Origin of the sequence: Actinoplanes sp. NPDC089786 (assembly GCF_040684855.1) — a bacterium.
GTDB lineage: Bacteria > Actinomycetota > Actinomycetes > Mycobacteriales > Micromonosporaceae > Actinoplanes.
Map to the genome: position 1 here is coordinate 1 of NZ_JBFBGU010000002.1, position 23,562 is coordinate 23,562.

Genomic DNA, 23,562 nt, shown 5'->3' on the forward strand with positions numbered 1-23,562 from the left:
GCTCGCCGAGGCCCGCCAGGCTGCCGCCGCCGCGCTCGCCGAAGCCCGTCAGGCCGCGGCCTCCTCGCTGGCCGAGGCCGGCCGCGCCGCCGAAGCCGAGCTGGCCAAGGTCCGCGGCACCGCCGAGATCGCCCAGGCCGGCCTGGCCGACACCCGCGCCGCCCTGACCGCCGCCACCGCCGAGCGGGACGACGCGAAGCGTGCTCTGGCCGACGTGACCGCCTCGGCCGACCGCGACCGCCGCACCGCCGCCCAGGACCTGGCCGACCTGGAACGCCGGCTGGCCGCCTCCCGGGCCGAGGCCGACGCCGCCGGCGAACGAGCCGCACAGCTCTCGGCCCAGATCAGCGACCTGGCCTCGGCGCTCGCCGCGCTGGGCGGCCGGCCCCGCTCCGCCCCGCCCCCACGGGCCGCCGCCAACGCCTGACCTGAGCCGCGTGGATCTGGACCGGGACATCACGATCACCTTCAGTCGCGACCAGGCCCTGGTGATGTCCGACTGGCTCCACGACCGGCTGGGCACGACCGAGTTCGACGGCCTGGTCGACCGCACCGATCGGGCCGCCTGGTCGCCGATCTACGCGATCAAGGGCGCCCTGGAGCACGAGCTGACCGAGATCTTCATGCCCGACTACACCCAGCGGCTCGCCGCCGCCCGGGAGCGTCTGCTCGACAGCCTGGGCTCGATCGGAAGGCCGGAGATCGACGACGATTGATCGCCGTGTCCAGATCGCAACCCGGCCGACCGGCCGCCCCGGAAAGGCCGTCGGGTGTGAGCGGCCGGGACAACGGGAAAGTCGAGGCAGATGAAGTCACCGCGAGAGTGATGCCGATCGGATCACCGGACGCCGAGTGAGCAATATCGCAGGATGTGGAGAGTGCTCATAGTGGCGTAAAGTGGACCAAGGTCCACTTCCGGGGCGTCGCTGAGTGACAGGTAAGGGGTGCGGGCCGCTACGCTCGTAGCGTTAACACCTCCGACACACGACGACTTCTGGACGGGCGCGTCGGGCGGAATCGCGCGACCGTCCCTTTCGTTACACCAACGGAAGCAGCACCACGAGCGAGGGGAATGCCGATCATGGGCGAACGCATGCTGCGCGGCAGCCGTCTTGGCGCAGTCAGCTACGAGTCCGACCGTAACACCGAGCTGGCTCCCCGGCAGACCCGCGAGTACCTGTGCGTGAAGGGCCACCAGTTCGAGGTGCCGTTCGCCGTCGACGCCGAGGTCCCGATGACCTGGGAGTGCAAGTTCGACGGGAGCATCGCCCGGCTGGTGGACGGCAACGAGCCGGAGCAGAAGAAGGCGAAACCGCCGCGCACCCACTGGGACATGCTGCTGGAGCGGCGGTCCATCTCCGAGCTCGAGGACATCCTCAACGAGCGGCTCGAAGAGGTACGCACCCGGCGCGGCCGGTAGCGAAGCACCAACACGGAAAACGCCCCCTGCGACGAAGCAGGGGGCGTTTTCGCTGTCCGGGGCGGGCCGTGTTTCATGACCCGGCCGAGTGCGAGGCGCGGCCTAGCGGATGACCTCGCCCTCGATAACGCCGGTCGGGGACGCGGGCGGCGGGCTGGGCGGGGACGAGACCGGGTCGCCCTGCTGGACACGCACGTGGCGGGGGCCGAAGAAGTCGCCGGCGACCGCGGACGAGACCTGACGCTCGGCGATGCGCCGCACCCCGTGGCGGGCCAGCGCCCGGAACGGCGGCAGCACCAGCAGCAGCCCGGCCACCGAGCTGATGAACCCGGGCACCGCCAGCAGCAGCGCCCCGAGCAGCCCGACCAGCGAGTTGGTGACCTGTTCGCCGGGCGGGCGGCCGGCCTCGGCGGCCGCCCGGAACGCACGCCACCCGCGGATTCCCTCGCGGCGCAGCAGCGTCAGGCCGGTGATGGTGGCGGCGGCGAGCACGACCATCGCCCAGAACGCGCCGACCCAGTGGACCATGCCGACGAACGCCGCGATCTCGGCGATCGCGAGCAGGAACAGACCGAGGGGGAGAAAGGCGAGCACCGGGCGTCTCATACCTCCAGCATGACACGCCCTCGTGCGGTCACGGCCAGCTCGCACCCTGCTTGGGGCGCCGGCCGAGCCGGTTCATCAGCCCCTCCTTGCGCGACTGCAGGCCCCATGTGGTGACCCTGAGCAGCTGTTCCCGGAAAACGTTGGAGCTCATCTTGCTGTCGCCGCGTTCGCGCTCGGTGAACGTGATCGGCACCTCGACCAGCTTGAAGCCCTTGCGGTACGCCCGCCAGGCCAGCTCGACCTGGAACGAGTAGCCCTGCGAGGCGACGGACGGCACGTCGATGGCGTCGAGAACCTCCATCTTGTACGCCCGGTAGCCGCCGGTCGCGTCCCGGAACGGCATGCCCAGCGCCATCCGGATGTAGATGTTGCCGCAGCGCGACAGCAGCAGCCGGTGCATCGGCCAGTTGTGCACCGAGCCGCCGGGGATGTAGCGGGTGCCGAGCACCGCGTCGTTCTCGCGCAGCCGGTCGAGCAGCTTGTGCAGCTCCTCGGGGGCGTGCGAGCCGTCCGCGTCCATCTCGACGACGACGTCGTACCCTTTGTTCTTGGCCCAGGCGAAGCCGGCGACGTACGCCGCGCCGAGCCCTTCCTTGCCGGCCCGGTGGAGCACGAACACGTGGTCGTCGGCGGCGGCCAGCTCGTCGGCGATGGCGCCGGTGCCGTCCGGGGAGTTGTCGTCGGCGACCAGAATGTCGACCGAGGGGACCGCCTTGCGCACCCGGTCGGCGATCAACCGGATGTTCTCCGCCTCGTTGTAGGTCGGGATGATCACGAGGACCCTTCCGATCCCCGGATATCCTTCGGCCTCGGTCACCGTTCCTCCGCGTTCGTCGACTCCGGGCTGGTCGCCGAGGCGACCACCACCCGCCGACGTCGGCGCAACGGCAGCGCCCCGGCCAGGGCAATGACGGCCAGCACACAGACCGCCATCTCGGGCCAGTGGCCCGAGCGCGTGGCTAGCGTAGTCGTATCGCTCAGGCGCATGTCACGCAGCACCACTGCGGGCACGTTGAAACCGGTGTCGGCCTGCACGTGCCCGGCGGTGTCGACGAAGGCGGAGACCCCGACGGTGGACACCATCAGGGCGGGCCGGCCGTGCTCGACCGCCCGCAGCTGCACCATGGCCAGCTGCTGGCGGGCCTCGGCCTCGTTGAAGGTGGCGTTGTTGGTCTGCACGGCGAGGATCTGCCCGCCGCCGGTGACCACGTCACGCACCACGCTGTCGTACGCGACCTCGAAGCAGATCACGTCGCCGACCGTGACCGAACCGGTGTCGATGACCCCGGCGTGGTCGCCGGCGACCATGTCGCGGACCAGGTCGACCTTCTCGCCGGCGACGAACCGGGCGATCGGGCGCAGCGGCATGTACTCGGCGAACGGCACCGGGTGCCGTTTGATGTAGGTCTGGGCCTGGTCGGGCCCGGTGACCGGCTGCCACAGGATGCCGGCGTTCTTGACCTCGTTGGGCTTGTCGCCGCGCAGCACCGCCCCGACCAGGATGGGCACGCCGATGGCGGCGGCCGCGCTCGCGATCTGCTGGGCGGCGTCCTGGTTGCGCAGCGGGTCGATGTCGCTGGAGTTCTCGGGCCACACCACCAGCTCGGGGCGGCGCTGCCGGCCCTCGGCCACCTGGTTGGCCAGCTCGATGGTGGCGCGCACGTGATTGTCGAGCACGGCGCGGCGCTGGGCGTTGAAGTCGAGGCCGAGACGGGGCACGTTGCCCTGCACGACGGCCACCAGCTTGGCCGGGCCGTCGGCCTCGGCCACCGGCGCCAGGGCCGGACCGCCGACGATCAGACCCCCGGCGATGAGGTACGCGACGACGGGCGCCACGGTCACCTTGCGGCGCCACAGCAGGGCCACCAGCACGCCACCGGCGGCGGCCACGGCGAAGGTGACCAGCGGGGCGCCACCCCAGGCGGCCAGGCGCAGCGCGGGGGCGTCGCCCTGGCTGAACGCGAGCCGGCCCCACGGGAACCCGCCGAACGGCGCCCGGTCGCGGAACGCCTCCATGGCCGTCCACAGCACCGCGGTCAGCACCGGCCACAGCCCACGCCACCGGTCCACGAGGGGGCTGGTCCAGGCCGACGCCAGGCCCAGCAGGCCGACGAAGCCCGCCTGCGAGGTGGACAGGATCACCCAGGGCAGCCAGCCGCCGGCGAAGGTGGTCCACCACAGCAGCGGGAGGAACAGCACCGCGCCGGCGAGCAGGCCGACGCCGAAACCGCCGCGCAACCGGCGGCGGTGGGTGGCCGCCGCGAGCAGGGCGACACCGACGGGCGCGAGCGGCCACAGGTCGTACGGGGGCAGGGCCAGCAGGATCGAGGCCCCGGCCAGCACCGCGAGCACCACCGACACCCACAGCCGCAGGGGTCCCGCGGCCGGGTCGGCCACCGGTGGCACGGGCGCCCGGGGAACAGGTGGTTGCAGCGTCAACTCCACGCCGGAAGGCTACATGCAGGAATCGGGGCGTGGCCGCCACGACCACGCCCCAATGGATCCCTTGGTCCTCGCCGCGGACGACGTGGCAGGAAGGTGTCGCGGGAACCTTCGGACCGACGTGCCGCCGAGCTGGCTGCCCGCGCCGCGCCGTTGTCTACTGGTCCCCCGTTCCACCCCCTGGCCCACGCCGGAACAACGGCTTGTCCGCGCCGCCCCGCCGACCCCCACCCCCTGGACCTGGCGTGCGCCTGACCCCTGGAGGAGGGCCCTGGGCGCGGCCAGTGGGCGAAGGAACGGAGCGAACAACAACCGCTTCCCGCGTTGGGACCTGACGACGGTACGTCCGACCCCCGCCCGCCTGTCAACACCGTGTCCCGCGCCTGGGCGTGTCGCGTTCGTCGGCGTGTCATCCCCCGGTACCCGAATGGTTCACCACGGGTTCAGCAGACCGGCGGCCGCCTGCGGATGATCGGCCGCCAGCAGGCCCGCCGCGGCCAGCACATAGGCACTGTCGATCATCCGACGGGCCCGGTCCGGCGGGGCCCAGCCCCCGGCCAGATCACCGAGGACGGCGGCCAGGACCCGTTGACCTCCACCGTGTCGCAGGACCCCACCCGATCCGATGACGAGACGGACGTCACGCAGCGCCCGCCCGCGGGCGTGCCGGCGTACCGCGACCGTGGCCGCCGCCGACGCCAGCGCGACCGGATCGCCGGGATCGACCGGATCGAGTCTTTCCGCCTCGGCCGCGGCGACCGTGCCCGGGGCCGACACGGCCACCCCGAGGTCGCCCTCGACGGTCCGCAGCCGCCACATCGTGCCGGCCACGTCCCGGCGCGGCCCGGTCTCCTCCTCGGCGTCCGGCACCAGCGCCGAGTAGACGTCGGTGGTCGCCCCGCCCACGTCCACCACCAGCACACCCCCGGCGGTCATGTCGGCGAGCACCTCCACGCCGGCCAGGACCGCGTCCGGGGTCGCCGCGCGGACCAGCGACGCGAACCGCGGGCCGCGGGACAGCCGCTTGCCGCCGATCACGTGGCGCAGGAAGACCTCGCGGATCGCCGCCCGGGCCGGGCCCGGCTCCAGGACGCCGATGCGGGGCAGGACGTTGCCGGTGACGGTCACCGGGATCCCGCGTCCGGTCAGCCGGGCGGCGGCGGCCGGGCTCACCTCGGCGTTGCCGGCCACCACGACCGGGCGGCGCAGACGCGCGGTGGCCAGCCGGCCGGCGTTGTGGAGCAGCACCTCGCCGTCGCCGCCGTCGGTGCCGCCGACGAGCAGGATCACATCCGGACGGGACTTCCTCAGCGCGGCCACGGCGGCGCCGTCGAGCCGCCCCGCCGCCACGTGCACCACCTGGGCGCCCGCGGACAGCCCGGCACGATGGCCGGCCGAGGCGGTGACCAGGTGCTCGTACCCGACGACGGCCAGCCTCAGCCCCCCACCGGCGGAGGAGCACACGTAGAGCTCGCCCGGGCCGGGCAACTGCGCGACGGCGGCATCGAGCCCGGACAGCACATCGGTCGACGCGGTGGTCGGCACCTCCGCCCGCGCGATCAGCCCGCCGCCGGCCAGATCGACCAGACAGGCCTTCGTGTACGTCGAGCCGACATCCACGCAGACGGCCGCGGTCACGGTTTCGGCGGCACGACCACGGTGCCCGTGGCGGTCACGGCGACGATGGGCTCAGGCAGGACCGCCGCCGCCGAACCGCCGGTGCCACGGCACACCACGGCCGCGACGAAGTCGATCGTGCGCGACCGCGTACCCATCCTGATGACCGTCGCGGTGACCTCCAGGACGTCGCCGGCCTGCACCGGCGCCCGGAACTGCACGTCGGCATAGGAGGCGAACAGCCCCTCGTCGCCGTCCAGCCGGATGCACACCTCGGTCGCCACATCACCGAACAGACCGAGCGAGTACGCCCCGTCGACCAGGTTCCCGGCGTAGTGCGCGTGCGCGTACGGCACATACCGGCGATGGGTCACAGTGATCATCGAGCACCCTCCACGACGGCGTGCACCAGATAGGACGCCACTTCCCGCGGCGTGGTCCCCCGGCCGAAGATCCGGTCGACACCCAGCTCGCCCGCCATCATCTCGTCGAACCGCGGCCCGCCGGCGATCAGCAGCGGCCGCCGCCCGGCCGGCAGCGCCTCCCGGAACGCCGCCGACAACGCCCGGGTGTTCTGCAGGTGCGCGTCGCGCTGGGTGACCACCTGCGACACCAGCACCGCGTCCGCCTTGGCCGCCCGGGCCGTCTCCACCAGCTCGGGCACCGACACCTGCGCGCCCATGTTCAGCACCGCCATCTCCCGGTACGACTCCAGCCCCTTCTCCCCCGCGATCCCCTTGAGGTTGAGAATGGCGTCGATGCCCACGGTGTGCGCGTCGGTCCCGATGCACGCACCCACCACCGACAGCCGCCGCCGCAGGCCCCGCTTGATCGCCGCGTTCACCTCCTTGGCCGACAGCAGCGGGAAGTCCCGCTCGACCACCTGCACCTGCTCGGTGTCCACGAGGTGCCGCACCCGCCCGTACACGACGAAGAACGTGAAACCGTCCCCCATCTGCCGGCTGTGCACCAGCATCGCCGGCTCCATCCCCATCTTCCCGGCGAGCTGGAGCGCGGCCCCCTCGGCCCGCTTGTCATGCGGGACCGGCAGCGTGAACGACAACTGCACCATCCCGTCCCCGGTGGTGTCCCCGTACGGTCGGACGATCGTCATGACGCTTCCAGGAGCTCGGTGACCGGGTTGAAGTAATCAGCGGCGTGGGCGGCCACGCCGGACAGGCCCTTGCCTCGGTCGGCGGGGCGGCGCATGATCCCGAACGTTCCGTCGGCGATCGCGTTGAGCAGGGTGTCGTCGGCGATGCGGGACAGCAGGTCGATGGCCTCGTCGAGGACCCGGTGGGCGCGCTGCTGGATGAAGCCGTTTTGCGCCGGGACGAAGTCTTCGTGCAGGCCGCCGGCCGCGCCCAGCACGTAGCGGACGTTCTGCAACGCGATGTCCCGGTCGGACAGCCACGGCGTGACCACCGCCTCGGTCATCATGCCGACCAGCAGGATGCCCTGGCCGGTCATCGCGCCGGCCAGGTTGAAGAAGCCGTCGAGCAGGTTGCCGCGGAACACGTCGCCGGTCATGTGCTTGGTCGGCGGCATCCACTTCAGCGGCGCGTCGGGGAACAGCTCCCGCGCCAGCAGGGCGTGCGCCAGTTCGAGCCGGAACGACTCGGGCACGTCGGGGTTGATCTCGAAGGCGTGCCCGATGCCGAGCTGCCAGTCGGCCAGGCCCGCCTCGTGCGCGAAGAACTCGTTCAGCAGCTGAGACACGGTCACCGTGTGGGCGGCGTCGACCGCGTCGGCCGTGGTCAGGTAGTTGTCCTCGCCGGTGTTGATGATGATCCCGGCCCGGGCGTGCACCTGCCGGGAGAACCGCTGGTCGACGAAGGTGCGGATCGGGTTGATGTCGCGGAACAGGATGCCGTACATCGAGTCGTTGAGCATCATGTCGAGGCGCTCCAGGCCGGCCATCACCGCCATCTCCGGCATGCACAGCCCGCTCGCATAGTTGGTCAGCCGGACATAACGGCCCAGTTCCCGGCTCACGTCGTCCAGCGCCGCCCGCATCAGCCGGAAGTTCTCCTGCGTGGCGTACGTGCCGGCGAAGCCCTCCCGGGTCGCGCCCTCGGGCACGTAGTCGAGCAGCGACTGCCCGGTCGACCGGATCACCGCGATCACGTCCGCCCCGGCCCGCGCCGCCGCCTGCGCCTGCGGGATGTCCTCGTGGATGTCCCCGGTCGCCACGATCAGATAGATCCACGGCCGCTGCTCGGGGTCGCCCAGCCGCTTCACCATCCGCTCCCGCTCGGCGCGGCGCCGGTCGACCCGCGCGAGCCCGGCCCGCGCGGCCTTCAACGCCGACCGTCGAGCCACGCCCGACTTGTCGGGAAGGGAGAATCGCACGGCGCCGGCGGCCGCCTTCTGCGCCAGCACCGTGATGTCGTCGAAGTCCTTGAGCGCGTGGAAGACCGGCAGGGACACGCCGTGCGAAAGGCCGACGTCGGCGATCACCGCGTCGACCAGCCGGTTCACCCAGGGGATGCCGTCCGGGTCGGCGCCACGCACCCCGGCCAGCCGCAACACCGCCCGCTCCACCGACACCGTGGTGTGCGACCGCGCCAGGTCGACGACCGGCTGACCGGCGCGGGCGGCCAGGCGTCGCGCCTTCCGCACCACCCGCGGATCCAGATCCAGCTTCCCCGTCACGTACCCCTACCTCTCGAAGATCGTCGAACCGTCCAGCACCGTACGAAGGCAGACCGGAGAGGCGTCCAGCGAAGGCAACCCGTCCCGCACCCCGCCCGGCGTCTCCCACACCGCGAACGTCGCCGACTGCCCCGGCGCCAGCACCCCCACACCGTCCTGCCCGGCCGCCCGCCACCCGCCCCGGCTCGACGCCGCGAACGCCGCCCGCACACTCATCCGGTACACCGGGTTGCGGGGCGCCGCCGCGGCCGCCACCACCGCCCACGGGTCCAGCGCCGTCACCGGCGAGTCCGACCCGAACGCCAGCGCCACCCCGGTCGCGTGCATCTGCCCGATCGGGTTCGTCGCCATCGCCCGGGCCACACCCAGCCGCTGCGCGTACATCCGCTCCGGACCACCCCAGAGTGCGTCGAACACCGGCTGCACGCTGGCGACCACCCCGAACTCCACCATCCGGGCGATCATCGCCTTGTCGGCCAGCTCGACATGCTCGATCCGGTGCCGGCCCGCCCGCAGCCGATCCACCCCGAGCGCCTTGGCCGCGATCGCGAACCCGTCCAGCACCGTGGCGATCGCCGCGTCCCCGATCGCGTGGAAACCGCCCTGCATCCCCTCGTTCACGCAGTCGATCAGGTGCTCGCCGGCCTGCTCGGCGGTCAGGAACCCGAGGCCGCAGCCGTCACCGTCGGCGTACGGATCCCGGACCGCGGCCGTACGCGACCCGAGCGCCCCGTCCGCGTACAGATCGCCCCCGGCACCCACCGCGCCCAGCTCCCGAGCCTTCGCCGCGCCGCCCAGCTCGCCCCAATAGCCGAACACCCGCGGCAGCCCCTGCCCGGACAGCGCGAGCACCGAAAGGAAATCCGCCTCGCTGGACGTGCCCGGGCCACCGCACTCGTGCACCGCCGCGATCCCCAGCGACGCCGCCCGCGACAGCGCGCTCCGCTGAGCCGCCGTCCGCTGCTCCGGCGTCAGCGCGCCCAGCGCCACCGCCCGCACCGCATGGTGCGCGTGCTCCCGCACCCAGCCCGAAACGTCGTACCCGTCAACGCCCTCCGCCGCACCCAGCAGCGACGTCGACACCAGCGCCGAGTGCACCGAAGCCTGCGACAGATAGACCCGGCGGCCACCCGCGGCGCGGTCGAGCTCGCCAGCCGACGGCGGGACCTGCGAGGCCCACATCGACTCGTCCCAGCCGTGCCCGTGCACCACCGCGTCCGACGGCTTAGCCGCCGCGAACGCCGCCACCGCGTCCAGCACCTCCGCCGCCGACCGGGTGCCCGACAGGTCGAGCCCGTCCAGCGCCAGCCCGGTGTCCGTGGCGTGCACATGGGCGTCCACGAACGCGGGTGTCACCAACGCGCCGGCCAGATCTGTCACCCGATCCGCGGCGGGCGCGTCGGCCGAGGTGCCGAGCCACGTGATCCGGGAGTCATCGACCAGCATCGCGGTCGCCCGAGGGTCGGCGGCGGAGTAGAAACGGCCGTTGGTGTAGAGCGCAGTCATGCCGGTCAGTGTCCCGCGATCCGGCTTTCGAACAACCCGCGCACCGCTGGGACGCTCCTCACCAGATCGATCGCGAACGCCGCGTGCCCCGGCACGTACCCGTTGCCGATCAGCATCGTCACATCCGCCGCCAGCCCCTCCGCACCCAGCGCGGCGGCCGGGAAACTCGTCGCCATCGAGAAGAAGATCACCGTGCCGCGCTCGGCCGTCGCCAGGATCGCCCCGTGCTCACAGCCCGGCACGTCCACGCACACCACGGTCACCGTCGCCGGCCCACCGAGCGCCTCGGCCACCGCGCCGGAGACGGCCACCGGATCGCGGGCGTCGGCGACCGCGACCACGTCGGCCAGGCCGGCCTCGGTCAGCGCGTCACGCTCGGTCGCCGAGACCACGATTCCGGCCGTACGCGCACCAGCACGCCTCGCCGCGGCCAGCGCCAGCGAACCGGACTTCCCGGCGCCGCCCAGCACCGCCACGGTCGGCCGGTCGTAGCCGCGCACCACACGATCGGTCAGCGCCGGGGCGCCGCACACGTCGAACACCGCCAGCGCCAGCTCGGCCGGCAGATCGTCGGGCAGCACCGCGACCACCGAACGGCCGAACAGGATGGCATGCCCGCGCGCCGGCACCTGCTCGCTCAGCCCGTCCCAGCCTTCCAGCGAATCCGTCACGGCCAGCGGCGTGAGGGTCAACGACACCAGGGTCGCCACCCGGTCCCCCGGCTTCACCGGCAGCGGCGAATCCGGGCCGACCTGCTCGACCACGCCGATCAGCATGCCGCCCGAACCGGTCACCGGGTTCTGCATCTTCCCGCGCGTACCGATGATGTCGAGCACCTCGGCCCGCACCGCCGCACCGTCACCGCCGTGCTTGACCGACAACTGCCGGAAGCTGGCCGCGTCCAGATTGAGCCGCTGCAGCCCGATCCGCACCTCATCGGCGGCGATCTCCGCGCGCGCGTCGAGCCGCCAGGCCGCCTGCGGCAGCACACCGGCCGGCTCGAGCACCCGATTCAGACCCACCTTCACCACGCGCCTCCTGTGAAACATGTTGTGTTCAAGCTTCCATACCGTAAATCCTTCGCCCGGCCAGTTTCTAGACCGCAGATTCTCCAGTACGGTCGGAGGACGATCTTTCTTCGTCGCCCGGGGAGGCAATGCAGTGCAGCCGTACGAGTACCGGCGCCACGAGCTCGTCGAGCCCGACTGGACCCGCTTCCCCGGCTGGCGCGACGTCACCAGAGCCCAGTGGGAGTCCGCGCAGTGGCAACGCGTCCACTGCGTCAAGAACGTCAAGCAGCTCCGCGCCGTCCTCGGCGACCTGGTCGACGAGAGCTTCTACGCCGACCTCGAGACCGACCAGCAGCGCCTGGCCACCATGTCGATGCTCATCCCACCCCAGATGATCAACACCATGGTGCCCGGCCGGGTGCCCGACACCGCCTCGTTCTACGAGGACCCGGTCCGGCGCTACATGATCCCGGTGGCCACCGACCGCCACCTCGACTGGCCGTCACACCCGCACGCCACCCGCGACTCCCTGCACGAACACGACATGTGGGTCGCCGAGGGCCTCACCCACCGCTACCCCACCAAGGTGCTCGCCGAGCTGCTGTCCACCTGCCCCCAGTACTGCGGCCACTGCACCCGCATGGACCTGGTCGGCAACAGCACCCCCACCGTCGACAAGCTCAAGCTGTCCCTCAAGCCGGTCGACCGGTACGAGGCACACCTGGCCTACCTCCGGTCCCACCCGGGCGTACGAGACGTCGTGGTCAGCGGCGGCGACGTGGCCAACGTCCCCTGGAAACAGCTCGAGGCGTACCTCATGGGCCTGCTCTCGGTGCCGACCGTGCGCGACATCCGCCTCGCCACCAAGGCCCTGATGGGCCTGCCCCAGCACTGGCTCCAGGGCGACGTCGTCGAAGGCCTGAACCGGGTCGCCATCACCGCCGAGCGCCGCGGCGTCAACCTGGCCGTGCACACCCACATCAACCACGTGAACTCGCTGACCCCGCTGGTCGCGCGGGCGGCCCGGATGCTGCTCGAGGTCGGCGTCCGCGACGTGCGCAACCAGGGCGTGCTCATGCGCGGCGTCAACGCCACCACGCCCGACCTGCTCGACCTGTGTTTCGCCATGCAGGGCGAGGCCGGCATCCTGCCGTACTACTTCTACATGTGCGACATGATCCCCAACGCCGAGCACTGGCGGGTCCCGGTCTGGCACGCCCAGCAGCTCCAGCACGACATGATGGGCTACCTGCCCGGGTACGCGACCCCGCGGATCGTCTGCGACGTGCCGTTCGTCGGCAAGCGCTGGGTCCACATGATCGCCGACTACGACCGTGAACACGGCATCTCGTACTGGACGAAGAATTACCGCACGTCCATCGAGGAGGGCTCGGCCGAGGATGTCGCCGGCAAGCTCTACGCGTACTACGACCCGATCGACACCCTGCCCGAGTCCGGGCAGAAGTGGTGGCGCAAGCAGATCGCCGAATAGAAAAGGGGGCCCCTCGGGCCCCCTTTTCAGTGCTGCGTCGTCTAGGACATGTCTCAAATTCAGCCCCAGTCGTTTCGCCCCGGATGCGAATTTGAGACATGTCCTAGCTGAGCGCGCGCTTCACGTCGGTCGCGGCGTCCTTGACGTGCTCACCGGCCTGCTTGGCGTGCGCGTCGGTCTGGTCGGCCTGGCCCTCGGCCTCGAGACGCGGGTTGTCGGTCGCGTCGCCGGCCTCTTCCTTGCCCTTGCCGGTCAGTTCCTCGGCCTTGTTCTTGATCTTGTCGGTGAAGCTCATCTGTAAGACCTCCTTGGCTCGTTCAAGGAGGTTCCCGGTCCGGTGATTGCTCAAACGCAAGCAACCCCACTCACATCGTGTAGAGCATCCTAGGATACTGGTATATATGATCGCCTCGTGGATGATCGCTCCGTTCAGGCGCACTCGTTCGGCCCCGTCGCTCGCACCTACGAGCGGGGCCGGCCCGGCTACCCCACCGAAGCCCTCGACTGGCTCCTGCCCGGCGGGCGGCCCCGGGTCCTCGACCTGGGCGCCGGCACCGGCAAACTCACCCGCGGCCTGACCGAGCGCGGGCTCCCGGTGACCGCCGTCGACCCCTCCGAGGGCATGCTCGCCGAGCTGCGCCGCGTCCTGCCGGCCGTGGACACCCACCAGGGATCGGCCGAGCACATCCCCCTCCCCGACAACGCGGTCGACGTCGTGCTCATCGCCCAGGCCTGGCACTGGGTCGACCGCGAACGGGCCGTGCCCGAGATCGCCCGAGTGCTCGCCCCCGGCGGGCGCCTCGGCATCCTGTGGAACGTCCGCGACACCGCCGCCGCCGAATGGGTGGACCGCCTCGGCACCATCATCGGCGGCGAAGAGGGCCGCGAACCCGCCGTCGGGCCGCCCTTCGGCCCGGTCGAGACGGCCGAGTTCCGCTGGACCGACCGCGTCACCCCCGAGGCGCTGCTCGACCTGGTCGCCTCCCGCAGCCGGGTGATCCTGCTGCCGGCCGACGTGCGGGCCGCCGTGCTGGCCCAGGTGCGCCAGCTCGCGGCGACCCATCCCGCGCTGGTCGGGCGCACCGGCTTCGACCTGCCGTACGTCACCGAGTGCGCCCGCGCCCAGCTCCCCTGACCTCGTCGCGACCTGTCCGTCAGAAAGGGACATGCCCACCCGGAAGCAGATCCAGCAGCACGAGGCCGAGCAGGCCGTCGCCGGCTGGCAGTCGATGACCCTGCTCCTCGAGCACCTCCGCGCCGGCCGGCGCCTCACCCCCGTCACCCCGACGATCATGTGCCGGGCCGGCGAGGAACAGTACGGCGCGCTCCCCGTCGACACCCAGATCTACTGCGGCGCCGACGTCGAATACTCCAGCAGCATGTACGCCAGCGGCGGCCTGCTCTTCACCGCCGCGTCACTGGCCGCCTCGGCCGCGATCAACTCCAGCAACCGGCGCCGGGCCGAGGCGGCCGCCGCCCCGCGGTGGCGCCACGGCGGACGGTTCCATGCCATCGTCACCAACCAGCGGTTGCTGCTGATGACCGACCAGTGGACGTCGTACCACTACAACGCCCTGCTCCTGATCCAGCCGAACCCGCTCGACTACTCGGTGGAACTGCACTTCGAGGGCGCGTACCCGATCAGGCTCCGCGGCCCCTGGGTCCCGTGGGCCACCGTCACGATCTGCAAGACCCTGTTCGACGCCCCCTGGCCGCCCGGCTTCCAGCCACCCGCCCACGCCCTGCAACTCACCGCGGGCTGAGCCGTGGGCCCGCTGCTCTTCCCCGTCTTCGCGTTCATCCTGTGGGAGTTCCCCAGCATGGTGCTGATGGCGCTGCACAAGGCGACCTGCGCCCTGACCGGGATCGCCCTGCTGATCTGGGCCCGCGTCTCCCACCGCGGCGCCTGAACACCCCGCCGCCTCATTCGTGCCAGACGGGCCGCAATCATGGCCGCCGCCGTGGTGATCCCGGGCCGCAACGACGACCTCGACGTCACCGTGACGCCGAGCGCCGCCAGGACCAGGCCGGACCATTTGCTCCCGACCTGGCTCAGCACGTCACCGCCGCAGGGCGCAGAGGCGGTCAGACGCTGATGAAGCCGATGCCGAGGAGGCTGGCCGCGGCCCGGTAGTCGGCGGCGCGGTGGCCGAGGGAGAGGGACCAGTGGTGGCCGACGCCGCTGGCGCTCCACTCGTCCACCCACTCGCCCGGGTCACGGCCGAAGGACACCCGGCTGGTGGTGTTGCCGATGGCCAGCAGGGGTCCGGGCACGACCGTCCCCTCGGAGGCGACGAACATCAGGCTCCCGTCCCGGTCCTGACCCAGGCCGAGCAGGGTGACCGGACCCTCCCGTACGTCGAACTCGACGCTGACGCCCCACCCGCGCTTGCCGTGGTAGACGCCGAGCCCGCGCAGCAGTGGGTCCCGTGCGCTGACCGCCAGGTGGGCGGGACCGTCGTGGCCCATCTCGACCACCTGGTCCTCGAAGTTGAGCGCCTGGATCTCGCAGAACGACCCGCCCGCGCCGACGACCTGGGTGGCCAGCTGGGCCACGGTGGTGCGGAGCTCGTACTCGCCGGTCGTCGGAATGCCCCGGGCGGTCAGCAGCGACGCACCGAGGATCATGCCGGCGCCGAGGCGTTCGTGCTGCTCACCGGCCAGGCCCCGGTGGTAGTAGGCGATCGAGTCGAGCGCGAAGTCCTCGACGAGCTGGTCGAGGCCGACCGACACCTGGGCGCCCCACGCGAAGTCGTCCTGCTGCACGGTGTCGTCCAGGGTGAAGATCTTGCGCGCGAGTTCCATCCGCTCGGTGACCTGGGACGGGGAGACCGCGAGCACCCGCTCGCGCAGGTCGTCGAACTCGAGGACCTCGACGTGCGAGCCGAACGTCACCGGCAGCAGGGTCAGGTCGGTCGAGACGTCCAGCATGCCCGGGTAGACGTGGCCCATCAGCCCGTGCCGGGCGTGGCGCAGGGCCGCCCGCACGTGCGCCGCGCGGATCCAGGTGCCGATGCGCTCCCACGCCGACTCCTGGCGCAGCCAGCCGGACACCGACCGGAACGGGATGCCGGCGCGGCGGAACGTGTTGCCGACCTCGGGCACCGGGCACTGGCCGCAGTAGGCCAGCCAGGCCCCGGTGTCGAAGGACGCGTGGTCCATCTTCTCGGTCGGTTGCAGGTCGATGACCAGGATCGGCGTGTTGGACCGCTGGGCGATCGGCAGGACCATCGAGGCGGTCAGGTAGGTGGCCAGGAACATGACGATCAGGTCGCAGTCGGCCTGCCGGAGCTTCTCGGCGGCGATCGCGCCTTCCTGGGCGTCGGAGACGAACCCGGCGTCGGTCACCTCGGCGTCCATCTCCTGGAAGCGCGCCGAGACGTAGCGCGCGGACTCCTGGAGTTGCGGCAGCAGCGCGGGGAACTGCGGCCAGTAGGTGCCGAGCCCGCCGGCGACGAGGCCGATCCGGGTCTTACGGCGGGTTTTGGGTTCTAAGAGCATTACTCCTCCAGGAGGATCACGTGCAGGTTCCGGGGACCGTGCACCCCTTCGACGCGGTTCAGTTCGATGTCGCTGGTCGCCGACGGGCCGCTGATCCAGGTGAGCGGGCGTCCGGGCGTCAGCCGCGCGACGGCGTCCGGCACCCCGGCCACCACCTGGGCCGGCCGCAGCACGCAGATGTGCAGGTCGGGCAGCAGCGAGATGATGCGGCGGCCCTGGTCGGGCGAGGCGTCCAGCACGATGGTCCCGGTCTCGGCGATGGCGATGGCCGCGGCCGTGAGCACGCCGTCCGCGGCGGCGATGGCCGAGGCCGGCAGCCCGTCGTCGACCAAGGCCGACACCGAGGAGGGGACCCAAGAAAGATCAAGTCCGGGGGGTACGACCAGAGCGCCGCTGACGATCTCGGCGACGACCGGCGCGACCGCGGCGGCCCGATGCACGACCGCCTTGTAGTCGGCGAGCCGCTCCACCAGCAGGTCCAGCGACGCGGCCGCACCCAGCGCGGGCCGGTAGTCGCGCGGCACATCAACCGCCGGGGCGGAGCCCGCGAGGGAGGCGCGGATCCGGCCGAGGACGACGTCACGGCTACTCATCGCGGCTCTCCCACCAATCGCGGAAGGTCTCGGACGGCGGGGCGGGCAGGTCGCGCGAGGCGGTCCAGCCGGAGAGCGGCGGTGGCAGGCGCTTGCCCGCGTACTTGGACAGCTTGGCGGCGTGCTGCGCGGCTTCGTACAGGGCGGGGTGGTCCATGGTGTACGCCGCGGCCGCCATCGCCGCGCGCTCGGTCCGCGGATGTGGCGCCTGGTTCCGCAGGTGGACCAGGATCTCCGGGATGTCGATCCGCACCGGGCAGGCGTCGAAGCACGCCCCGCACAGCGACGACGCGTACGGCAGCGACGCGTTGTCCTCGACCCCGGTCAGCTGCGGCGACAGCACCGCCCCGATCGGCCCCGGATACACCGAGCCGTACGCGTGCCCGCCCGTCCGTTCGTACACCGGGCAGACGTTGAGGCAGGCCGAGCACCGGATGCAGTGCAGCGCCTGCCGGCCCACCTCGTCGGCCAGCACCGCCGTGCGCCCGTTGTCGAGCAGCACGAGATGGAAGTCCTGGGGGCCGTCGCCGGGCGTGACCCCGGTCCACATCGACGTGTACGGGTTCATCCGCTCGCCGGTCGACGCCCGCGGCAGCAGCTGCAGGAACACCTCCAGGTCCTGCCAGGTCGGCAGCACCTTCTCGATGCCCATCACGGTGATCAGCGTGTCGGGCAGGGTCAGGCACATCCGGCCGTTGCCCTCCGACTCGACGACCGACAGCGTGCCGGTCTCGGCGATGCCGAAGTTGGCCCCGGACACGGCCACCTTGGTGCTGAGGAACGTCTCCCTCAGGTAGCGCCGGGCCGCCGCGGCCAGCACCGGCGGGTCGTCGGTCAGCGCGGGGTCCACGCCGGGCATCTCGCGCAGGAAGATGTCCCGGATCTCGGTGCGGTTGCGGTGGATCGCCGGTACCAGGATGTGGCTGGGCTGATCATGGCCGAGCTGCACGATCAGCTCGGCCAGGTCGGTCTCGACCGGCTGGATCCCGGCCGCCTCGAGGGCCTCGTTGAGCCCGATCTCCTGGGTGGCCATCGACTTGATCTTGATGACGCGTTCCGAGCCGGTCGCCCGCACCAGGTCGGTGACGATCGTGTTGGCCTCGTTGGCGTCCGCCGCCCAGTGCACGACCCCGCCGGCCGCGGTGACCCGTTCTTCCAGCTGTTCGAGAAGTTCAGGCAGGCGGGCCATGGTGTCGGCCTTGATCGCCGACCCGGCCACGCGCAGCTCCTCCCAGTCGGGCAGCTCGGCGATCACCCGGCCGGACTTCTCCCGGATCGTGGTCGTGGCGTGCCGCAGGTTGCGCCGGAGCTGGTCGTTGGCCAGCGCCTTGTGCGCGGCCCGGGGGAACGATTCGTCGCCACGGAGGTGGCCGACCCCGCGCGGGGCGGGCATGCCCAGGAAGGTGGTCATGGGGTCGCCGCCAGGATCTCGGCCAGGTGCAGCGTGCGTACCCCGGACTTCAACCGGGACAGCCCGCCGCCGATGTGCATGAGGCAGGACGAGTCACCGGCCGTGCAGACCGACGCGCCGGTGTCGAGGACGTGGCCCATCTTGTCGGCGAGCATCGCGGCCGAGGTGTCGGCGTTCTTCAGCGCGAACGTGCCCCCGAACCCGCAGCACTGCTCGGCCGCCGGCAGCTCGACCAGGTCGATGCCCCGCACGTTGCGCAGCAGCCGCATCGGCTTGTCGCCGACCCGCAGCACCCGCAGCGAGTGGCAGGTCGGGTGGTAGGTCACCCGGTGCGGGAAGTACGCCCCCACGTCCTCGACCTTCAGAACATCGATCAAGAGCTCCGACAATTCGTACGTACGCTCCGCCACCGCCGCGGCCCGGGACGCGAGCCGCTCGTCGCCGGCCGCCGAGGCCACCATGGCGTGCTGGTGCCGGACCGACCCGACACACGATCCGGACGGCGCGACCACCACGTCGTACGGCAGAAAGGTCTTGACGTGCCTTTTCACCAGGGGCAGCGCGTCCTTCTGGTAGCCGGTGTTGATGTGCATCTGGCCGCAGCAGGTCTGGCCGGGCGGGAACACCACCTCGTGCCCGAGCCGCTCGAGCAACTGGACGGTGGCCTTCGCCGCCTGCGGAAACATGGTGTCCGCCAGGCAGGTCACGAAGAGCGCGATGCGCACCTCTGCCTCACCCCCACAACCGGTCCTCCAGCGCCTGCCAGCGGTCCGGATCGCCGCGGGGCTCGTACCGCCGGATCTGCTGAGTCTCCCGCAACACCGACCGCAACGCCGGTAGGCCGCCGTCCAGCACCCCCGCGGCGCGGGCCTGCACCAGGACGTTGCCCAGCGCGGTGGCCTCGACCGGCCCGGCCAGCACCGGCTTGCCGCACGCGTCGGCGGTGAGCTGGCACAGCAGTTCGTTGCGGGCGCCGCCGCCGACGATGTGAACCACGTCGACGTTCTTGCCGGAGAGTTCCGACGCCTGCCGGATCGCTCGCCGGTGCGCGAGCGCGAGGCTGTCCAGGATGCAGCGCACGATCGCGCCGCGCCCCGATCTCTTCGTCGGCAAGGCGTCGGCGATCCGGCCGGGCATGTCGCCGGGCGGCAGGAAAACCGGCTGGTCGACGTCGATCACCCCGGCGAACGGCTCGGCCTCGGCGGCGTCGAGCAGCTCGCGCACATCCGGCACGTTCCATTCGCGCTGACACTCCTGGAGCAGCCAGAGCCCCATCACGTTGCGCAGGTAGCGGATCGTGCCGTCGACGCCGCCCTCGTTGGTGAAGTTGGCCGTCCGGCTCTCATCGCTGAGCACCGGCTCGTCCAGCTCGACGCCGACCAGCGACCACGTCCCGCAGGAGATGTAGGCGAAGTTCGCATCGGCGGCGGGCACTCCGACCACGGCCGATGCGGTGTCGTGTGAACCGACCGCGAACACCGGCGTGCCCTGGTACGAGCCGATCACCGAGCCGGGCGCCCGCAGTGGCGGGAGCAGCCGGCCGGGGATCCCCGCCTGGTCGATCAGGCCGGCGGCCCACCTGCCCGTCCGCACGTCCAGGAGCTGGGTGGTGGAGGCGTTGGTGAGTTCGGCGCCGACCTCACCGGTCAGCCAGTACGCGATCAGGTCGGGAATGAGCAGCATCCGGTGGGCGAGCGGCGCCAGCGGCTCGGCCAGCAGCTGGTAGATCGTGTTGAACGGCAGCTTCTGGAGGCCGGTCAGCGCGTAGAGCTTGTCCTCCCCGAGCTTTCGCAAGGTCGGTTCGAAGACGCCGTCGGTGCGCGAGTCACGGTAGTGCACCGGGTTGCCGAGCAGCCGCCCGTCCGCGTCGATCAGGCCGTAGTCGACGGCCCAGCTGTCGATGCCGATGCCGTCGACCGGGCCGGCGGCGCGCAGGCCCTCCAGGACGCCGCGGTAGAGCGCGAGCACGTCCCAGTGCAGCGTGTCGCGTACCCGGACGGGCTCGTTGGGGAAGCGGTGCACCTCGGTCAGGTCGAGGCGCCCGTCCCCTCCGATGGCGCCGACCATCACCCGCCCGGAGGACGCGCCCAGGTCGACCGCGGCGAACCGTTTCACCGGAGGAACGCTGCCGCGACGCCGGCGTCGACCGGGACGTGCAGGCCGGTGGTGTGCGACAGCTCGCCGGCGGTCAGCACGAAGACCGCGTTGGCCACGTGCTCCGGCAGCACCTCGCGTTTGAGCAGGGTGCGCTGCGCGTAGTAGGCGCCCAGCTCCTCCTCGGGCACGCCGTAGACCGCCGCCCGCTTGGCGCCCCAGCCGCCGGCGAAGATGCCGGAGCCGCGGACCACGCCGTCGGGGTTGATGCCGTTCACCCGGATGCCGTGGCCGCCCAGTTCGGCCGCGAGCAGCCGGACCTGGTGGGCCTGGTCGGCCTTGGTGGCGCCGTAGGCGACGTTGTTGGGCCCGGCGAACAACGAGTTCTTGCTGGAGATGTAGACGATGTCGCCGCCCAGGCCCTGGGCGACGAGCACCCGGGCGGTCTCCCGGGAGACCAGGAACGAGCCCTTGGCCATCACGTCGTGCTGCAGGTCCCAGTCGGCCTCGGTGGTCTCCAGCAGCGGCTTGGAGATGGACAGCCCGGCGTTGTTGACGACCAGGTCGACGCCGCCGAAGGCGAGCACCGCCTCGCGCACCGCCGCCGCGACCGCCTCGCCCGAGGTGACGTCGGCGGTCACCGCGACCGCCTTGTCCGGGCCGCCGATCTCCTCGGCCACCGCGGCGGCCGTCTCGGCGTCCCGGTCGGCGACGACCACGCAGGCGCCCTCGGCGGCCAGCCGCAGCGCGATGGCCCGGCCGATGCCGGAGCCGCCGCCGGTGACGAACGCGATCCGGGTGGCCAGCGGGGCCGGCTTCGGCATCCGCCGGAGCTTGGCCTCCTCGAGGGCCCAGTACTCGATGCGGAACTTCTCCGACTCGTCGATCGGGGCGTACGTCGAGACGGCCGAGGCGCCGGCCATCACGTTGATCGCGTTGACGTAGAACTCGCCGGCCACCCGGGCGGTCTGCTTGTTGGCGCCGAACGAGAACATGCCGACGCCGGGGACCAGCACGATGGCCGGGTCGGCGCCGCGGATGGCGGGGCTGTCCGGGGTCGCGTACCGGTTGTAGTAGGCCTGGTAGTCCTCGCGGTAGGCGGCGTGCAGCTCGCGCAGCCGGGCCTCCACCTGCTCCAGCGGCGCGTCCGGCGCGGTGTCCAGGACCAAGGGCTTCACCTTGGTACGCAGGAAGTGGTCGGGGCACGAGGTGCCCTTTGCCGCGAGCGTGGACATCTCCTCGCGGCCGACGAAGTCGAGGACGACGTCGGTGTCGGTGTAGTGGCCGAGCTGCGGGCGGTCGGTGGAGGCGAGGCCGCGGATCAGCGGGAAGAGGGCGGCGGCCCGCTCCCGTCGTGTGTCGGCGGGCAGCGGCGGGTGCAGCAGCGCCCCGAAGGGATCGGGCCGGCCGTTGGCGGCGATCCAGGCGGCGGCGGTGTCGATGATGAAGCGGGAGTTGGCCTCGCACTCGTCGCTGGTGGCGCCCCAGGCGGTGACGCCGTGGCCGCCGAGGACAACGCCGATGGCCTGCGGGTTGGCGCGGTGCACGGCGGCGATGTCGAGGCCGAGCTGGAAGCCGGGCCGGCGCCACGGCACCCACAGCACCTTGTCGCCGAAGATCTCCTTGGTGAGCGGCGGGCCGTCGGCTGCGGTGGCCAGGGCGATGCCGGCGTCCGGATGCAGGTGGTCCACGTGCGGGGCGTCGACCAGGCCGTGCATGGCGGTGTCGATCGACGGGGCCGCGCCGCCCCGGCCGTGCAGGCAGTAGTCGAAGGCGGCGACCATCTCGTCCTCGCGGTCGACCCCCGGGTAGACCCCGGGCAGCGCGCGCAGGCGGTCGAGGCGGAGCGCGGCCAGGCCCTTCGCGGTCAGCGTGCCCAGGTCGCCGCCGGAGCCCTTGACCCAGAGCAGCTCGACCGGGCCGCCGGTGACCGGGTCGGTCTCGCTGCCCTTGGCCGACGTGTTGCCGCCGGCGTAGTTCGTGGTCCTCGGGTCGGCGCCCAGGCGGTTGCTGCGCGCGAGCAAGTCGTCGACGACCGTCATCGATGCCCCATCCGTGAAACGTTTCATGATGTTGCGCCCACGTTACGTCCCGCGCCGACGAGAGGTCAAGGCCCGAACCCAGTGGTAGGCCGGAGCGGTATCCGGACCACGGATGCCGCTCTGGCCTACCACTGGCCTCTAGTGAACGGCGGTCGAGGCTCGCGCTATCAACTCGGGCGTGAAGATGGCCTGCTCGTGGACGTGCGCCGGGTTGGTCGCCTCGTCCAGGACGAGCTGCGCGGCGGCCCGGCCCAGCTCCTGCCGCGGCTGCCGGACCGAGGTCAGCGGCACCGCGGCCGCGGCCGCGAACTCGATGTCGTCGAAACCGACGATGGCCAGGTCTTCCGGCACCCGCCGGCCGGAGCCGATCGCCTGCTGGAGCAGCCCGAGCGCGACCAGGTCGTTGGCGCAGAACGCGGCGGTCGGGCGGCGGCGGACGGGCAGGCCGGCCAGCCGCTCCCCCGCCTCACGGCCGTCGGCCACGGTCAGCGCGTCGGTCGGCAGGAAGACCAGATCTTCCGGCGGCAGGCCGTTGTCGGCCCAGACCTCACGGGCGCCCTGCAGACGCTCCCGCACCTGGCCCAGCGCCTCGGGGCCACCGGCGAAGGCGACCCGGGTGTGACCATTCTCGATCAGGTGCTCCACCGCGATCCGGCCGCCGTACACGTCGTCGACCGCCACCGAACAGAAGTTGCTGTCGCGTACCCGGTCGACCACGACCACCGGGATGCCGCGCCGGCTGACCTCGCCCAGGAAGGCCGAGTCGGGGTCGACCGGGGTGATCAGGATGCCCTGCACGCGCTGCTGGACCAGCCGGTCGAGGTGCACCTCCTCGCGGGCCGCGCGGCCGTTGCTGTTGCAGATGAACAGCGACAGGTCGGCGTCCTCGGCGGCCAGCTCGATGCCCTGCGCCACGTCGTGGAAGAACGGATTGCTGCCGTCCAGCATCACGTAGGCCAGGGTCCGGCTGGTTCCCGCGCGCAGCTGACGGGCCGACTCGTTGCGCACGAAGCCCAGGTCGGCCATCGCCCGCTCGACCCGCTCACGGGTCGCCGTGGCCACCATCTCGGGCCGGTTCATCACGTTGGACACCGTGCCCAGCGAGACGCCCGCGGCGGCCGCCACGTCCTTCACCGACGGTGCCTTGCCTACGACCACCAGTTGCTACCTCGA

The 23,562-nt window shown here is 71.8% G+C and carries 23 protein-coding genes and 1 pseudogene; 7 read left to right on the plus strand and 17 right to left on the minus strand.

Going from position 1 to position 23,562, the window contains the following annotated elements:
• The 3 genes and pseudogenes from AB0O15_RS10830 to AB0O15_RS10840 all read left to right on the plus strand — a co-directional run.
• Positions 1-427: pseudogene (locus tag AB0O15_RS10830) on the plus strand (serine/threonine protein kinase); the annotation flags it as partial.
• Positions 428-437: 10 nt separating this feature from the next.
• Entirely contained in the window at positions 438-716 is a 279-nt protein-coding gene (locus tag AB0O15_RS10835) for a hypothetical protein (RefSeq protein ID WP_364317179.1), read from the plus strand.
• 365 nt (positions 717-1,081) lie between these two features.
• Entirely contained in the window at positions 1,082-1,420 is a 339-nt protein-coding gene (locus AB0O15_RS10840) for an RNA polymerase-binding protein RbpA (RefSeq protein ID WP_364317181.1), read from the plus strand.
• Positions 1,421-1,522: 102 nt separating this feature from the next.
• On the opposite strand, the gene AB0O15_RS10845 is transcribed toward AB0O15_RS10840, so the two are convergent.
• The 9 genes from AB0O15_RS10845 to AB0O15_RS10885 all read right to left on the minus strand — a co-directional run bounded on the left by AB0O15_RS10845 (position 1,523) and on the right by AB0O15_RS10885 (position 11,277).
• Complete coding sequence (locus AB0O15_RS10845) at positions 1,523-2,026, minus strand: FxsA family protein (RefSeq protein ID WP_364317183.1); 504 nt, start codon at positions 2,024-2,026, stop codon at positions 1,523-1,525.
• Positions 2,027-2,054: 28 nt separating this feature from the next.
• Positions 2,055-2,843 (minus strand): polyprenol monophosphomannose synthase, encoded by a 789-nt coding sequence (locus AB0O15_RS10850; protein ID WP_364317185.1) that lies wholly within the window; start codon positions 2,841-2,843, stop codon positions 2,055-2,057.
• The gene (gene lnt / locus AB0O15_RS10855) at positions 2,840-4,432 is read right to left on the minus strand and encodes an apolipoprotein N-acyltransferase (protein ID WP_364318108.1); all 1,593 of its coding nucleotides are present in this window, start codon (positions 4,430-4,432) and stop codon (positions 2,840-2,842) included. Before lnt ends, AB0O15_RS10850 begins: the two co-directional genes overlap by 4 nt.
• Positions 4,433-4,900: 468 nt before the next feature.
• Positions 4,901-6,106 carry a glutamate mutase L gene (locus tag AB0O15_RS10860; protein ID WP_364317186.1) on the minus strand — a complete coding sequence of 402 codons (1,206 nt, stop codon included), beginning with the start codon at positions 6,104-6,106 and terminating at the stop codon, positions 4,901-4,903.
• Positions 6,103-6,468, minus strand: a complete 366-nt coding sequence (locus AB0O15_RS10865; protein WP_364317188.1) for a hotdog domain-containing protein — start codon at positions 6,466-6,468, stop codon at positions 6,103-6,105. The genes AB0O15_RS10860 and AB0O15_RS10865 overlap by 4 nt, the downstream gene beginning before the upstream one ends.
• A complete protein-coding gene (locus AB0O15_RS10870) occupies positions 6,465-7,199 on the minus strand; it encodes an OAM dimerization domain-containing protein (RefSeq protein WP_364317190.1) in 735 nt (244 codons plus the stop codon). Before AB0O15_RS10870 ends, AB0O15_RS10865 begins: the two co-directional genes overlap by 4 nt.
• On the minus strand, positions 7,196-8,740 hold the full coding sequence (locus AB0O15_RS10875) for a lysine 5,6-aminomutase subunit alpha (protein WP_364317192.1): 1,545 nt from the start codon (positions 8,738-8,740) through the stop codon (positions 7,196-7,198). Before AB0O15_RS10875 ends, AB0O15_RS10870 begins: the two co-directional genes overlap by 4 nt.
• A gap of 6 nt (positions 8,741-8,746) precedes the next feature.
• Complete coding sequence (locus AB0O15_RS10880) at positions 8,747-10,246, minus strand: amidohydrolase family protein (protein ID WP_364317194.1); 1,500 nt, start codon at positions 10,244-10,246, stop codon at positions 8,747-8,749.
• Positions 10,247-10,251: 5 nt separating this feature from the next.
• On the minus strand, positions 10,252-11,277 hold the full coding sequence (locus tag AB0O15_RS10885) for an L-erythro-3,5-diaminohexanoate dehydrogenase (RefSeq protein ID WP_364318110.1): 1,026 nt from the start codon (positions 11,275-11,277) through the stop codon (positions 10,252-10,254).
• A 130-nt stretch (positions 11,278-11,407) separates the two neighbouring features.
• Here AB0O15_RS10885 and AB0O15_RS10890 point away from each other — a divergent pair, with 130 nt between their 5' ends.
• Positions 11,408-12,748: a lysine 2,3-aminomutase gene (locus AB0O15_RS10890; RefSeq protein ID WP_364317195.1), complete on the plus strand. Its 1,341-nt coding sequence runs from the start codon at positions 11,408-11,410 to the stop codon at positions 12,746-12,748.
• Between the two features lie 103 nt (positions 12,749-12,851).
• On the opposite strand, the gene AB0O15_RS10895 is transcribed toward AB0O15_RS10890, so the two are convergent.
• Positions 12,852-13,043: a CsbD family protein gene (locus AB0O15_RS10895; RefSeq protein WP_364317196.1), complete on the minus strand. Its 192-nt coding sequence runs from the start codon at positions 13,041-13,043 to the stop codon at positions 12,852-12,854.
• Between the two features lie 117 nt (positions 13,044-13,160).
• Between AB0O15_RS10895 and AB0O15_RS10900 the strand changes: the two genes are divergently transcribed.
• From AB0O15_RS10900 to AB0O15_RS10910, 3 genes are read left to right on the plus strand one after another with little or no spacing between them, the layout of a single operon-like run.
• Positions 13,161-13,883 carry a class I SAM-dependent methyltransferase gene (locus AB0O15_RS10900; RefSeq protein WP_364317198.1) on the plus strand — a complete coding sequence of 241 codons (723 nt, stop codon included), beginning with the start codon at positions 13,161-13,163 and terminating at the stop codon, positions 13,881-13,883.
• Between the two features lie 31 nt (positions 13,884-13,914).
• A complete protein-coding gene (locus AB0O15_RS10905; protein ID WP_364317200.1) occupies positions 13,915-14,511 on the plus strand; it encodes a hypothetical protein in 597 nt (198 codons plus the stop codon).
• Between the two features lie 3 nt (positions 14,512-14,514).
• Positions 14,515-14,658: a hypothetical protein gene (locus AB0O15_RS10910; protein WP_364317202.1), complete on the plus strand. Its 144-nt coding sequence runs from the start codon at positions 14,515-14,517 to the stop codon at positions 14,656-14,658.
• 175 nt (positions 14,659-14,833) lie between these two features.
• Here the strand turns inward: AB0O15_RS10910 and AB0O15_RS10915 are convergent, their stop codons facing one another.
• The 7 genes from AB0O15_RS10915 to AB0O15_RS10945 all read right to left on the minus strand — a co-directional run bounded on the left by AB0O15_RS10915 (position 14,834) and on the right by AB0O15_RS10945 (position 23,547).
• A complete protein-coding gene (locus AB0O15_RS10915) occupies positions 14,834-16,249 on the minus strand; it encodes an L-fucose/L-arabinose isomerase family protein (RefSeq protein ID WP_364317204.1) in 1,416 nt (471 codons plus the stop codon).
• Entirely contained in the window at positions 16,249-16,842 is a 594-nt protein-coding gene (locus tag AB0O15_RS10920; RefSeq protein ID WP_364317206.1) for an LUD domain-containing protein, read from the minus strand. The genes AB0O15_RS10915 and AB0O15_RS10920 overlap by 1 nt, the downstream gene beginning before the upstream one ends.
• Complete coding sequence (locus tag AB0O15_RS10925; RefSeq protein ID WP_364317207.1) at positions 16,835-18,253, minus strand: LutB/LldF family L-lactate oxidation iron-sulfur protein; 1,419 nt, start codon at positions 18,251-18,253, stop codon at positions 16,835-16,837. The genes AB0O15_RS10920 and AB0O15_RS10925 overlap by 8 nt, the downstream gene beginning before the upstream one ends.
• Positions 18,250-18,978 carry a (Fe-S)-binding protein gene (locus tag AB0O15_RS10930; protein ID WP_364317209.1) on the minus strand — a complete coding sequence of 243 codons (729 nt, stop codon included), beginning with the start codon at positions 18,976-18,978 and terminating at the stop codon, positions 18,250-18,252. The genes AB0O15_RS10925 and AB0O15_RS10930 overlap by 4 nt, the downstream gene beginning before the upstream one ends.
• Before the next feature lie 7 nt (positions 18,979-18,985).
• The gene (locus tag AB0O15_RS10935) at positions 18,986-20,368 is read right to left on the minus strand and encodes a rhamnulokinase family protein (protein ID WP_364317210.1); all 1,383 of its coding nucleotides are present in this window, start codon (positions 20,366-20,368) and stop codon (positions 18,986-18,988) included.
• On the minus strand, positions 20,365-22,389 hold the full coding sequence (locus AB0O15_RS10940; protein WP_364317211.1) for a bifunctional aldolase/short-chain dehydrogenase: 2,025 nt from the start codon (positions 22,387-22,389) through the stop codon (positions 20,365-20,367). The genes AB0O15_RS10935 and AB0O15_RS10940 overlap by 4 nt, the downstream gene beginning before the upstream one ends.
• Positions 22,390-22,527: 138 nt before the next feature.
• On the minus strand, positions 22,528-23,547 hold the full coding sequence (locus AB0O15_RS10945) for a LacI family DNA-binding transcriptional regulator (protein ID WP_364317213.1): 1,020 nt from the start codon (positions 23,545-23,547) through the stop codon (positions 22,528-22,530).
• Between the last annotated feature and the right edge of the window lie 15 nt (positions 23,548-23,562).